The 12,487-nt window shown below is 69.0% G+C and carries 12 protein-coding genes; 10 read left to right on the plus strand and 2 right to left on the minus strand.

Going from position 1 to position 12,487, the window contains the following annotated elements; all coding sequences use genetic code 11:
- Nucleotides 1-155 precede the first annotated feature (155 nt).
- Genes ABZ806_RS36795 through ABZ806_RS36805 form a run of 3 tightly spaced genes read left to right on the plus strand, consistent with a single transcriptional unit; the run spans nt 156 to nt 2,801 of the window.
- Entirely contained in the window at nt 156-689 is a 534-nt protein-coding gene (locus ABZ806_RS36795) for a hypothetical protein (RefSeq protein WP_500222769.1), read from the plus strand.
- Nucleotides 686-1,306 carry a thiamine pyrophosphate-dependent enzyme gene (locus tag ABZ806_RS36800; protein WP_500222772.1) on the plus strand — a complete coding sequence of 207 codons (621 nt, stop codon included), beginning with the start codon at nt 686-688 and terminating at the stop codon, nt 1,304-1,306. The genes ABZ806_RS36795 and ABZ806_RS36800 overlap by 4 nt, the downstream gene beginning before the upstream one ends.
- 16 nt (nt 1,307-1,322) lie before the next feature.
- Nucleotides 1,323-2,801 carry an aldehyde dehydrogenase gene (locus ABZ806_RS36805; protein ID WP_500222801.1) on the plus strand — a complete coding sequence of 493 codons (1,479 nt, stop codon included), beginning with the start codon at nt 1,323-1,325 and terminating at the stop codon, nt 2,799-2,801.
- On the opposite strand, the gene ABZ806_RS36810 is transcribed toward ABZ806_RS36805, so the two are convergent.
- Nucleotides 2,791-3,534, minus strand: a complete 744-nt coding sequence (locus ABZ806_RS36810) for a GntR family transcriptional regulator (protein WP_500222774.1) — start codon at nt 3,532-3,534, stop codon at nt 2,791-2,793. The two genes, ABZ806_RS36805 and ABZ806_RS36810, sit on opposite strands and share 11 nt — an antisense overlap.
- 162 nt (nt 3,535-3,696) lie before the next feature.
- On the opposite strand from ABZ806_RS36810, the gene ABZ806_RS36815 reads away from it, so the two are divergent.
- Genes ABZ806_RS36815 through ABZ806_RS36845 form a run of 7 tightly spaced genes read left to right on the plus strand, consistent with a single transcriptional unit; the run spans nt 3,697 to nt 10,183 of the window.
- Nucleotides 3,697-4,560 (plus strand): ABC transporter substrate-binding protein, encoded by an 864-nt coding sequence (locus tag ABZ806_RS36815; RefSeq protein ID WP_500222776.1) that lies wholly within the window; start codon nt 3,697-3,699, stop codon nt 4,558-4,560.
- 7 nt (nt 4,561-4,567) lie between these two features.
- Entirely contained in the window at nt 4,568-6,079 is a 1,512-nt protein-coding gene (locus ABZ806_RS36820; protein ID WP_500222778.1) for an amino acid ABC transporter permease/ATP-binding protein, read from the plus strand.
- 47 nt (nt 6,080-6,126) lie between these two features.
- A complete protein-coding gene (locus ABZ806_RS36825) occupies nt 6,127-7,017 on the plus strand; it encodes an urea carboxylase-associated family protein (RefSeq protein ID WP_500222780.1) in 891 nt (296 codons plus the stop codon).
- Nucleotides 7,018-7,022: 5 nt separating this feature from the next.
- A complete protein-coding gene (locus tag ABZ806_RS36830) occupies nt 7,023-7,814 on the plus strand; it encodes a LamB/YcsF family protein (RefSeq protein WP_500222782.1) in 792 nt (263 codons plus the stop codon).
- On the plus strand, nt 7,786-8,511 hold the full coding sequence (locus tag ABZ806_RS36835) for a 5-oxoprolinase subunit B family protein (protein ID WP_500222784.1): 726 nt from the start codon (nt 7,786-7,788) through the stop codon (nt 8,509-8,511). The genes ABZ806_RS36830 and ABZ806_RS36835 overlap by 29 nt, the downstream gene beginning before the upstream one ends.
- Nucleotides 8,504-9,553 (plus strand): 5-oxoprolinase subunit C family protein, encoded by a 1,050-nt coding sequence (locus tag ABZ806_RS36840; protein ID WP_500222787.1) that lies wholly within the window; start codon nt 8,504-8,506, stop codon nt 9,551-9,553. The genes ABZ806_RS36835 and ABZ806_RS36840 overlap by 8 nt, the downstream gene beginning before the upstream one ends.
- Before the next feature lie 9 nt (nt 9,554-9,562).
- Nucleotides 9,563-10,183 (plus strand): TetR/AcrR family transcriptional regulator, encoded by a 621-nt coding sequence (locus tag ABZ806_RS36845; protein WP_500222789.1) that lies wholly within the window; start codon nt 9,563-9,565, stop codon nt 10,181-10,183.
- A 27-nt stretch (nt 10,184-10,210) separates the two neighbouring features.
- Here the strand turns inward: ABZ806_RS36845 and ABZ806_RS36850 are convergent, their stop codons facing one another.
- Nucleotides 10,211-11,431 carry an outer membrane protein assembly factor BamB family protein gene (locus tag ABZ806_RS36850; RefSeq protein WP_500222793.1) on the minus strand — a complete coding sequence of 407 codons (1,221 nt, stop codon included), beginning with the start codon at nt 11,429-11,431 and terminating at the stop codon, nt 10,211-10,213.
- Nucleotides 11,432-12,487: the final 1,056 nt, after the last annotated feature.

Below are 12,487 nucleotides of genomic sequence, written 5' to 3' on the forward strand. Positions count from 1 at the left end.
ATGCCGGCACAGGATGAAGCCATACCGCTTCGTTATTTTTCATGCCATTGCATAGCGGCCCATCATGGTGGGGCGGCCGTCCACGGGCCGTGCCCCGTCCGCCCGGGCGGCCAGGGGTGATCCACTCCACACACTTCGACCCCAGGGATGAACCCATGACGACCGCGCTCGCGGCAGTCCCCGCCTGGCAGCGCACGGTGTTCGACGTGCTCAAACGCGGGGGCGTGCGGCAGATCGCCTACGTCCCCGACGCGGGCCATGCCCATGCGATCCGAGAGGCCATCGCCGACCCCGAAATCGACGACGTGGTACTCACCACGGAGGAGGAGGGGGTCGGCGTGGTCAGCGGCGCGTGGCTGGGCGGCCAGCGTGCGGCGCTGCTGATGCAGAGCAGTGGCGTGGGCAACTGCGTGAACATGTTCTCCCTTCTCCAGATGTGCCAGTTCCCCTTTCTCACGCTGGTGACGATGCGCGGGGAGTACGCGGAGTTCAATCCCTGGCAGGCGCCCATGGGCCGGGCGACGCAGGCGGCCTTGGAGCTGATGGGCATCCACGTGCTGCGCGTGGACGACCCCGCGCACGTCGGCGAGGTGGTCGATTCGGCACTGCACGCGGCATTCGAGGCCGGCGACCGCGTCGCCGTGCTCCTCGGCCAGCGGCTGATCGGACGGAAGAAGTGGGACCGATGAATACTCTCGACACGCCGGCGCCGGGCTCGACCCTGGACGGGCTTCGGCTCGATCGGCGCGAGGCCGTCGCCACCCTCCTCGGCCGGATCCCCGACGCTCTCGTCGTGACCGGGCTCGGATCGCCCTCGTACGACGTCTGCGCCGCCGGGCACCGGGGAGCAGCCTTTCCGCTCTGGGGGGCGATGGGCGGCGCGGTTTCGGTCGGTCTCGGCCTGGCGCTCGCCCAGCCCGAACGCTCCGTCGTCGTGGTCACCGGGGATGGTGAACAGCTCATGGGCATCGGTTCGCTCGGTACGGTGGCCGTCGCTCACCCGGCGAACCTGACGATCGTGGTCCTCGATAACGGCCACTACGGCGAGACCGGCATGCAACTCAGCCATTCCGGCCACGGGGCGGACCTCACGGCCGTCGCTCGCGGGTTCGGCATCGCGACCTGTGTACGGGTGGACTCGCTCAAGGGCATCGGAGATCTGGCCGAGCGGGTCGACGCGCGCGGGGGAACGGTCTTCGTGCAGGTTCCCATCAGCGCGTCCGAGCCTCCGCGGGCGCTCCCACCCCGTGACGGCGTGGCGAACAAGAATGCCTTCCGGGCGGCCCTCGGCCTGCCCACGTTCTAGAGGACGGGTGAAGACGATGCGCTGTTTCCCCATGTACATCGACGGTGTGGACCATGAGCCCGCCGGAGGGGAATGGTTCCCCAGCGAGGACCCGTACCGCGCGGCGCCGTGGGCGGAGATCGCGCTGGGCGGCCCCGCCGACGTCGATGCCGCTGCCACCGCCGCGCACGCCGCGCTGACCGACGGTGAGTGGGGGCGCCTGACGGCGACGGAACGCGGCGCCCTGATGCGCAGGCTGGCCGACCTTGTGGCGGAGCACGCGGAGGACCTGGCCAGGCTGGAGGTGCGCGACAACGGCAAGCTCTACACCGAGATGCTGGGACAGGTCTTGTACGTGCCGCACTGGTTCCACTATTACGGGGGCCTGGCGGACAAGATCGAGGGCCGTGTGCCGCCCATGGACAAGCGCGGCTACTTCACCTACATCAAGCGGCAGCCGGTGGGAGTGGTGGGCATCCTCACTCCCTGGAACTCACCGCTGATGCTGCTCGCCTGGAAGCTGGCGCCGGCACTTGCCGCCGGCTGCACGGTGGTCATCAAGCCCTCAGAGTTCACCTCGGCGTCCACGCTGGAGTTCGCCAGGCTCTTCGGGGAGGCGGGCTTTCCGCCCGGCGTCGTCAACGTGGTGACCGGGCTCGGTCCCGATGTCGGGGCCGGCCTGGTCCGCCACCCTGCGGTCCGGAAGATCAGCTTCACCGGTTCGGACGCGACCGGGCGTCTGATCAACGCGGCGGCGGCCGCCGAGCTCAAGCACGTGGGCCTGGAGCTCGGCGGCAAGTCGCCGAACATCGTGTTCTCCGACGCCGACCTGGAGTCCGCGGTCAACGGCGTGGTCTCAGGGATTTTCGCGGCGACCGGCCAGACCTGTATCGCCGGCTCGCGCCTGCTGGTCCAGGACTCGGTCCATGACGAAGTGGTCGCGGGGGTGGTCGATCTGGCGCGGTCCGCGCGCCTGGGCGACCCGATGAAGGAGAGCACGCAGGTCGGGCCCATCACGACTCGCGCCCAGTTCGCGAAGGTGCGCGACTACATCGATGTCGCCCTGGGCGAGGGGGCGACCCTCGCGTTGGGGGGAGGCGCGCCGAACCTGCCCGAGTGCGGAGACGGCTGGTTCGTCGAACCCACCATCTTCACCGGGGTCGACAACTCCATGCGCATCGCCCAAGAAGAGGTGTTCGGGCCGGTCCTGGCGGTCATCCGATTCCGTGACGAGGACGAAGCCGTGCGGCTGGCCAACGATTCGAGGTTCGCCCTGGGCGCGGGGGTATGGACCTCCGACATCCAGCGGGCCTTCCGCCTCGCGGATCGCATCACGTCGGGGACGGTATGGGTCAACACCTACCGGGCCGTCAGCTTTATGGCTCCTTTCGGGGGGTTCAAGGACTCCGGCATCGGGCGTGAGAACGGGATGCACGCCATTGACGACTACCTCGAGGACAAGAGCGTGTGGATCAACACCGGTGCGCCGGTCGGGAACCCGTTCGTCATTCGATGACGGCGCGGGGCCGCGGCGGAGGGGACTCGCGCGAGGTGAGCGCGGCGGCGCCGCTGGCGCGGATCACCTCGATGATCTGGGCCTCGGAGTCGGACAGGTACTGCCGCAGCTCCAGTTGCGCCTGCCCCCGCATGCCGGAGATTAAGAGGTCGACCAGCTTCTCGTCGCGATCGATCCACTGCGCCTGAAGCGCGGCCTCGTCGTCCGCCAGGGCGAACACGAGGCGGAGCTGAGCGACGATGGTGGCGAAGAACGCGTCGAGCATCGGTGACCCCAGCAGGCCGACGATGGCCTGGTGCAGACGAAGGCTGTTGGTGCCGACGTCCGCCCAACTTCCCTCGGCGGCCGCCTCTCGTGCCATGGCCACGAACGAGGGGAACCGGGCGAGCTGCTCTGGATCCGCCGAGGTGCTCCCCTCGACGCCGGCGGCTTCGATCCAGTACCGCACCCGGTAGATGTCGTGGGCATCGGCTTCGGTCAGTACCTTCACCGCGCTGCCGGCGTGGGGCCGCGAGGTCACCAGGCCGTCGCGTTCCAGCTCGCGAAGAGCTTCGCGCACGGTGTTGCGGGACACCTGGTGGATCTGGGACAGCTGTGCGTCCTTCAACCGTGTTCTCGGTGGGAGCTCGCCGGTGATGATCTGCTCACGGAGGGACGCGGCGACGCGAGCCGCCGTCCCCGGAGCGTTCCGCTGCGGGGGTTCTGCGGCATCGGCGCCGAGATCGCTGCGCATCTGACTCCTTATTGTTGAACGTTCCTCGGGACCCGGGTGGATGTCCGTCAGTGTAGTTCGTCCTGCTCCTCCGCGCTTAGGTGCCCCCCTCCCCGCAAGAAAGGTGACGAAGTGCACATCCAACTCTTCCATATTGTTGAGCGATCCGTTACTGTCCTCGCCATGCGAACGAAGCAGCAATGGCCACAGAGCAGACCGACACGCCGCGCCCGCACCCTGACCGCCACCGTCCTGTCCGCGTGCATGCTCGCCACCTCCGTCTCCGCCTGCGGGACGTCGGGCGACGGGGACTCCACCTCCACCCTCGTGGTCGGATCAGATCTCACCGCCCCGCCGTACTCCAGCCTGAAGGACGGCAAGCCGGTCGGCTTCGACCCCGAGATGGCCACGCGCCTCGCCGAGACGATGGGCCGCAAGGTCTCCATCAAGGACACCCGGTTCGAGCAGCTGATCCCGAGCCTCAAGGCGGGGCAGATCAACCTGATCGCCTCGGACCTGTACATCACGAAAGAGCGGTCGGCCACCGTCGACTACATCCCCTACTTCTCCACGGGGAACTCCATCGTCGTCGGCGCCGACGACACCCCCATCACGGACGCCATGGGGCTGTGCGGCAGGAAGGTCGCCGTGATCCAGGGCGGCGCCATCGTGAAAAGCCTGCGGTCGGACGCGAGCGCCAAGTGCACCCGCGCCGGCAAGCACGAGATCGAGTTGCGCGAGTTCTCCAAGGACCCCGAGGGCGCTCAGGCGGTGGTCGCGGGTCAGGTGGACGCGCTGGTCACCGACGCCGCGATCTGCGCGGAGATCAGCAAGGCCTTCAACGGCAAGGTCGTCGTGTCCAGCCACGACCTGCTGTACCCGGTCCCGGTCGGACTGGCGGTCAAGAAGGGCAACGACACGCTGCGCAAAGCCGTGGTCGAGGCGCTCGACAAGCTGAAGAAGAGCGGCGAATACGCCAAGCTGCTGCACGAGTACAACCTGCGCCCGGTCGACGAGCAGCGGGTCGCGTCGATCCTCGGGCGATGAGCCGGCGATGGACTGGCAGTACACCCTCAGCCTGTTCGGCGACTCCGACTTCTGGAAGGCGTCGCTGACCGTCGTCGAGCTCTCCGTCCTGTCATGGGGCATCGCCACCGTTCTCGGAATGTTGGTGGCGCTCGCCCGCCAGTCGCGTATCCGAGTGCTGGCTTGGCCGCTGGCCGGCTACGTGTGGTTCTTTCGCAGCCTGCCGCTGCTGGTGCTGTTGATCTTCATTTTCAACGCCCCGATGGTGGTGCCGGAGTCCAGGGTCGTCCTCGGATCACCGTTCGTTGTCGGCCTGGTCGCGCTCGTCCTCTCCGAGACCGCCTACATCTCGGAGATCCACCGGGGCGGGATACTTTCGGTCGCCCACGGCCAGGCCGAGGCCGCCAGGGCGCTGGGCGTCCCGTCACGGCATGTGCAGCTGCAGATCGTGGTCCCGCAGGCGTTCCGGGTCGCTCTACCGGCCCTGGGCAACGAACTCGTGACGATCGTCAAGCTGACCTCGCTGGTCGCGACCATCTCGTTGACCGAGTTGCTCCTGGTCGGCCAGCGGCTGTACACCAGCAATTTCAAGATCCTCGAGACGCTGCTGGTGGTGGCGCTGTTCTACGTCGCGATCGTCACCGCGTTCGACCTCGGGCTGCGCTACCTGGAGCGCCGCCTCGACTTCAGGCGCCGGCACGCGCGAACCGGCGAGGCGGTGTCACTCGCCGACCGCGATCGGGCGATGACCAGCCGGCCGCGACGATCCCACGACGGCGAGGTCGTGCTCCGGATGGCCGGAGCCACCAAGGCGTTCGGATCCCAGCAGGTGCTGCGGAGCGTCGACCTCGACGTCCACCGCGGCGAGGTGGTGGCCGTCATCGGGCCCTCCGGATCCGGCAAGACCACTCTGATCCGTACGCTCAACGGGCTCGAGCCGGTCGACGGGGGAGAGGTCTCCTACCGCGGTGAACCCGTCGGTTACCGGGTCGTCGACGGTAAGTATCGCGCGGCGCGGGACTCCGCCACGGCCCGGCAGCGCCGCGAGGTCGGCATGGTCTTCCAGCAGTTCAACCTCTTCCCGCACAAGACGGCCGCCGAGAACGTCATGTGGGCGCCCCTCCGCCTCGGCAAGGTCTCGGCGAGCGACGCCCGGAGTAAGGCGCTGTCGCACCTGAGGAAGGTCGGGCTCGAGGAGCACGCCGATCGCTATCCGCACCAGCTCTCCGGAGGCCAGCAGCAGCGGGTGGCCATCGCCCGCGCCCTGGCTATGGAACCCGAGGTCATCCTCTTCGACGAGCCCACGAGTGCCCTGGACCCCGAGCTGGTCGACGAGGTGCTCGACGTCATGGCCGCCCTCGCGGTCGACGGCCTCACGATGGTCATCGTCACCCATGAGATGCGCTTCGCCGAGCGGGTGGCCGACTGGGTGGTCTTCATGGACCGCGGCATCGTGGCCGAGCAGGCAGCCGCGGATGAACTGTTCAACAATCCGTGCGAGGCACGGACGCGTGCCTTCCTCTCGCGGGTGACCGTGTGAGCGGCCCGCGTACGCGCCCCGCCGCCCGACCGCATGAAGGGAAACCCGTGTACTCCCACGAGGCCGGCTATCAAGCAACCCCCGGCGGCCCGCTCGACGTCGACAAGGCGTTCTATGCGCGACTCGCGCTGGCGGGCGGACGGCGCAGGATGCACGATTTCGAGATCCCGATCCGGTCCGGTGCCGCCTGGGAGGTCCCGGCTGGGAGCATCGTACGGATCTCGATCTTGTCGGGCCCCCAGGTGGGCGACTTCAACGTCTGGAGCCTGGACAACCCGCGGGAGCGCTTCTGGGCGGCGCGTACGCGGCAGCTCCAGCGCAACAGCGTGACGACCTATGACAGGCTCTGGTCCTGCCTGCCCTACCTGCGCCCGATGCTCACCGTCACCGCGGACACGCTGGAGGACCATCCGGACGCGATCGCGATCCACGATCTGCTCGGCAGCCGTTGCGATCCGTACGTCAACCGCATGCTGGCGGGAACGGACTTCGACTACCACTGCCACTCGAACCTCGTTCGCGCCGTCCAGCCGTACGGCCTCACCGAGTTCGACGTCCACGACGTGCTCAACATCTTCCAGTTCGCCGGTGCGAACGACCGCGCGCAGTACTTCTTCGGGGAGTGTCCCGCGCGGAAGGGCGACTACTTCGAGTTCTTCGCCGAGATCGATCTGCTCTGTGCGCTCTCGACCTGTCCCGGGGGAGATCTCGCGGTGCCGATGTGGGGACCCGATGCGGCCTCGGATGAGGAGCAGTTGGAGCACTGCCACCCCCTCGGGGTCGAGGTCTTCGAACCCGCCCCGGGCGTCCTGGAGGGATGGCGGGCGCCGGTGCCGAGCCGGTACCAGGGGTTGCACGGTCGCCATGCGCTCAGGCCGGTGCCCTTCGAGGCCACCAGTGGCACGTCCGACACTCCCCCGATCCGGTCAGGAAGGTAGCGAAGATGCCTATCGTCGATCTGGTCGCCGACGTCGGGGAGGGGTTCGGCGCCTACCGGCACGACACCGACCGGCAGCTGATCTCCTCGCTAACGTCGGCGAACGTCGCATGCGGTTTCCACGCCGGGGACCCGCGGGTCATGAGGCGCACGGTGGAGCGTTGCAGCGAGGCGGGGGTATCGGTGGGCGCCCATCCCGGCTTTCCGGACCTCGTCGGATTCGGGCGGCGGGCCATCGAGTGCAGCGAGTACGAGGTCTACACCGACACCCTGTACCAGATAGGTGCGCTCGCGGCCTTCACGCGGGCCCAAGGCGTCCGGCTCGCGCACGTGTCACCGCACGGCCGGCTGGGCAATCTCGTGCAGACCCGGCACGACTACGCGCGGGCCGTCGCCCGAGCCGTCGCCGACTTCGACCCGGAAATGATCGTGCTCGGGTTCCCGGGCGCGTTGCCGGCCGAGGCGCGGCGGTTGGGACTGACCACGGCCGTCACCGGGTTCGTCGACCGCTCCTACCGGCCGGACGGCTCGCTGACCCCGCGCTCGGAACCCCACGCCGTACTGCACGATCCCGGCGAGATCGCCGAGCGCGCGGTGCGGCTGGTGACCGAGGGAAAGATCTCTACCGCGACGGGAGCCGATCTCGAGCTTCGGGCCGACAGCATCCTGCTGCACGGTGACAATCCCTCCGCCGCCGCGATCGCTCTGCGGGTCCGCGGAGCGCTCGGCGCGGCCGGCGTGGCCGTCGCCCCACTCACGGAGGTGGTCCGTGCCCGGGGCACGACGCCCACCGGGTGACCGCCTGGAGGTGGCCGACTGCGGCGACAGCGCGCTACGGGTCGTCGCGGTCGCGTCCGATCCGGAAGCCCGGTGGTCGGCGATCCAAAGGCTCGCGGCAGCCGTGAACGCCTCGCCCCCGCCGGGAGTCTGGTCGGCCGTGGCGACCTACGACTCGGCCCTCATCGAGTTCGATCCCGGTGTCGTCGACCACGCGGAGGTGGCGGCGGCGGTCTCGGCGCTGTTCCCGGGCGGGACGGCTGCTACGGCCAGCGCTCCCACGGTGTTCACGGTCCCGGTCGTCTACGGCGGCGCGTACGGGCCCGACCTGGAGGACGTGGCCCGCCACCTGGGCCTTTCCGTCGAACAGGTGGTGGATGCACATGCCGGGCTGGCACACCCGGTCCGATGCTTCAGCCACGGAGCGGCTCCAATGCTGGACGGGCCCGGCTGGAACGGGCAGGTGCCCAGGCTCTCGGAGCCGAGGGTCCGGGTCCCTCGCGGCGCGATCCTGGTGGCCGGACGACAGGCCATGATCCTCTCGCGCGAACAGCCGTCGGGATGGCGGGTGCTCGGCCGGACCCCGATAGGTCTCGTCGACCCGTCCCAGGCGAACCCCGTCGCATACCGGCCGGGCGACTTGTTCCAGTACCGGCGCATCGCGCCGGATGAATGGGCCGATCACGCCGACGCGTTCCTGGCGGACTTCCGTGCCTGAACTCCACGTCATCTCCACCGGCCCGGCACGGGTGACAGACCTCGGACGCCCCGCGGCCCACCTGGGGTTCTCGAACCACGGAGCCCTGGACGAGGAGGCCGCACGCAGCGCGAACGCCCTAGTCGGCAACGCCGACGAGGCACCTCTCATCGAGGCCATGGGCGCCGGCATCGCCCTCCGGCCGACCCTCGACCAAGTGATCGCCGTGACCGGCGCACACGCGCACCTCTTCGTCGCCGGCCGGCCGGCACCGATGTGGTCGGCGCAGCACGTCCGCCCCGGGGACTTGGTGGAGGTGCGCTCCATCGGCCCCGGCCTGAGGATCTACGTCAGCGTCCTGGGCTCCTTGGAGGCCGCTCGAGCGCTGGGCAGCTGTGCCCCCGACCCCGTTCTCCAGGTCGGGGAGCAGGTCGTGCCCGGGCGGTCGCTGCGGCTGCTCGCCCACGTCCGCCCCCGGCGCTCGGACTTCGGGTCACCGCTGCTGCGGCTGAACGCGGCCGCGCCGCATCGGCCCCGCACGGTGGAGATCGAGGTCACCCCGGGTCCGGACGCCGGCGCGTTCGGGCGGGACCTCGCGCTCCTGTACGGGCGGCCCTTCACCATGAGCCATCTCAGCGATGCCGTGGGGCTGCGGTTCGCCGGCCCGATACCGCGTGCGGAGCGAGGTACCGAACTCGTATCCGCCGGCGTCCCGATCGGGGCGCTGGAGGTCCCGGGCGGCGACCACATCATCGTCCTGCACCGGGGACGGGGCGTCACCGCCGGCTACCCGGTCCCCGCGGTGGTGACCCGGGACGGTCTCGACCGCCTTGCCCAACTCCGTCCAGGGGAGTGCGTCCACTTTACCCACGGCTCGGTCTCAACCTCGGTGGCTCGCTACCGGCGAGCGCGGAGAGAGATCGAACATCTCAGATCCCGGGCGCGCACGGTCCTCCACCGCCAGTTCGAGATCCGCGCGGCAACAGCCGGCGGGACGGACTGGTTCGCGGCGCCGGCACCCGCCGTCAAGGGCATTACGCACGATCTTCCATGCACGACTTAGCATGATGACATGGATACCGAGCGTGAAAAGATCGTGCAGGCCGCGACCCAGCTCTTCGCCGCGCTTGGGTTGGACGCCACCACGACCGAGCAGATAGCCGGGAGCGCGGGGATGGAGACCGCGGCGGTCCGCCACCACTTCACGAGCAACGTCGAGTTGTACCGCGAGGTGATGCGGCGGACCGCCGAGGCGGAGTGGGAGGCGGTGGAGGACATAGTGGCGGGGTTCACGCCGACCCGGCAGGCGCTGGACCGCCTCCTGGACGAGTACCTGGACTTCTACGCCCGCAATCCGGACGTGGTGGGGTTGTGGCAGCAGCGCTACATCGGTGACGCCGGGGACACCGCCGACCTGTTCGAGCGCCACTCGGTGCCGAGGATCGTCTCGTTCGCCAACGTGCTGCGCGACGCCGTGCCCGACCCCGTGCATCTGGACTACGTCCTCTGGACAATCCGGTGGGTCGTCATGGGGTTCTTCGCGCAGGGCGTCGTCCATGCCAATGGCCGCGTGGAGCAGCGCGAAGGGCGCCTGGCGCTGGACAGCGATCTGAGCAAGTTCCGCGAGTACCTGCATTACCTCGCGCGCCGGCTGCTGGACCTGCCGGATGAGCGGGACGCTCCGGCCCGCTGAGCACGGAGGCGGCACTCGCGAGCCGCCTCAGCGGGCGGCGGTGAGGAGGACGGAGGGGCGGGCGGTGCTGTCGGGTTCGGGGATGGAGTCCCTGATCACGAGGGTCTCGTAGGCGCCGCCGGACAGGACCGGGTTCCCGGCGGTCTCGAACATCGGGAGTTCCTGTTCCGCCATGATCTCACCGCTCGCATCGAAGGTGATCACCCTGACCGGCCCGGGGTGCCTGGCGAGGACGCGTACCCGGCCGGCGATCACCATGCCGGAGTGCAGGAGGATCGTCTCCTCGCCGAAGCGAGGGAGCCTCCACCGCCACAGCGCTTTCCCGTCGGCCGCGCGGTACACCGCGATCTGCCCGCCCAGGGGGTCGGTGACCACGACCCGGCCGGCGGTCGCGGTCACCTCGTCCAAGCCGCCCAGGGGAGAGGACGAGGCCTGGTCGACGCGCCATAGCGTCCGCGCCGTCCGCAAATCGATCAACCGGTAGCCGACGCCTTCCACTCCGTGATGCTCATACTGCAGAAGCTCATGGTCACCGGCTGGCAGCAGCGACCCGCCGGGGAAATGCCCGAACCCCGGCAGCGGTGTGCCGGTCGGGCCGAGCAGGGTGCTGTAGGCGTACTGCGTGGTGCCGTCCTCAGAGCAGTAGACGTCCAGTGAGAGCACCCGGTTCTGAACCTGGATGCCGTCCTGCACCGCGTCCCAGTAGCTGCAATTGCGGGGCGCCGGCCGCGTCCACGCCCGGCGGCCCGAGGAGGCGTCGTACACATCGACTCCGCGATCCTGGACGGCCACGACCAGCAGGTGCCCATGGGAGTCGGTCAGGCCGTTCGTCTGCACGGGAGTCTTGTCCTCATCGAGATCGCTCCCGTGGGCGGATCGGTCCGGCAGGCCGACGTGCAGCCGGTGACCTGACGGCACGTCGACGATGGTGAGGCGACGGTCGGTCCAGACGACCGCGACATGCGTGCCGTCCAGCTTCCCGACCTCGGTCACGGACGCCCGCCCCGGTCTGCTCAGGCTCCACCATGTCCGGCCGGTGCCCAGATCGACCGCCCGCACCCCCCGACCGTGCCGCTCCACCAGCGCACCCGCGGCCAGAACCGGATCCTTGACGTCCCGGAAGAACCGCAGGCCCTCGGCCGGGACTCCGCTCACCGCCTTCGGCGGCGTGCCGTCCAGGCCCGCCATGTACTCGAAGGGGCTGAACCACCAGACACCCGCGGCCGCCACGATCACCGCCGTCAGCACGGCCCCCAACACCACGACCGCCCTCGCAGGCCACCGGCCCCTCGGCCCCGGCGCGGGCCCCGACACCGGTCCGGCCGCCGCGGTCCCGTCTTGCTCCTCACCGTCCAAGAACAAGACTCCCTCCGATCAGTCTGCCGATAATGACACATAGAGGAGAAGAACGGCGTGGTCCCGCTGCCCCTCACAACCTCCCTGCGGGCGTTCGCTCGGGCCGTCGTCATCCTCAGATCCTCAGCGCCGACCTCTGTAAGGCGCTCGAAGGGCGCGCGATCAACATTCACCACGCCGGAATATGCGCAACGCGAGAATGCGGGTTTTGGGTATTTCTGCTCAGTGGCCGTTCCGTGGAGTTTGAAGGATATAGGACGCCTGTCAGGAAAGGACGTGGCTGGACGCATCGCGATGACCTCCATCACGTCCGGCCCCGGCAGCCGGCTCGCCTCCGCGAACTCGTTGACCAGCGTGATGTTCACGGCCGGAACGTGTTGTCCACCAGCTTGGTCAGGGTTCTGCTCCGTCGGCGGCACGGACAGGCAGGTCCAGCCGCATGCATCGCGAAATGCGCGTTCCAGCTCCGCGGGCGGATTCCATAACTGTGTCACGATCAGTTCGCCACGCAGCTTGGCGTTCTCCCGGGTCAGCTGCTCGATCTGTTTCAGGAGACCATTGGCGTAGGGCTCTACGGTCCCTCCCGCAGGGTCGTATCTGCGCCCCTGGTGCACTCCCATATCCCCGTCGTGATACGGGACTATGTTGCTGCGGCCATATTTGGCCGCTTCAATTGGCATACGGAAGATAAAAGCCCACTAACGGGTGGCCGTGCCGGTTCCCGTCCCGCCGATTGCAGGCCGGGTGGCGGGGAAAGCGATGCGCCCACAAGGCGCAGGCGCGCCTCCGGCATATCACCGCCGACCGTGGGAGAGGTCGGCATCGCGCGCGATCCTCGTTCCTCCGGACCCGTGCGGCACGATCCTAGAGCCTGACCCGCATGGCGATCATGGCGATGTCGTCGGCGCCGGTGGTGGGCATGGCGTCCAGGAGGCCGTCGCAGAAGTC

Origin of the sequence: Spirillospora sp. NPDC047418, from assembly GCF_040643275.1 — a bacterium.
In the GTDB taxonomy this organism is placed as follows: domain Bacteria; phylum Actinomycetota; class Actinomycetes; order Streptosporangiales; family Streptosporangiaceae; genus Spirillospora.

What these genes read in the sequence shown, in the direction of transcription:
- ABZ806_RS36805 (WP_500222801.1), top strand. Translation starts at nt 1,323, where the DNA reads ATGCGCTGTTTCCCCATGTACATCGACGGTGTGGACCATGAGCCCGCC.
- ABZ806_RS36830 (WP_500222782.1), top strand. Translation starts at nt 7,023, where the DNA reads ATGCCTATCGTCGATCTGGTCGCCGACGTCGGGGAGGGGTTCGGCGCC.
- ABZ806_RS36845 (WP_500222789.1), top strand. Translation starts at nt 9,563, where the DNA reads ATGGATACCGAGCGTGAAAAGATCGTGCAGGCCGCGACCCAGCTCTTC.
- ABZ806_RS36795 (WP_500222769.1), top strand. Translation starts at nt 156, where the DNA reads ATGACGACCGCGCTCGCGGCAGTCCCCGCCTGGCAGCGCACGGTGTTC.
- ABZ806_RS36800 (WP_500222772.1), top strand. Translation starts at nt 686, where the DNA reads ATGAATACTCTCGACACGCCGGCGCCGGGCTCGACCCTGGACGGGCTT.
- ABZ806_RS36815 (WP_500222776.1), top strand. Translation starts at nt 3,697, where the DNA reads ATGCGAACGAAGCAGCAATGGCCACAGAGCAGACCGACACGCCGCGCC.
- ABZ806_RS36820 (WP_500222778.1), top strand. Translation starts at nt 4,568, where the DNA reads ATGGACTGGCAGTACACCCTCAGCCTGTTCGGCGACTCCGACTTCTGG.
- ABZ806_RS36810 (WP_500222774.1), bottom strand. Translation starts at nt 3,534, where the DNA reads ATGCGCAGCGATCTCGGCGCCGATGCCGCAGAACCCCCGCAGCGGAAC.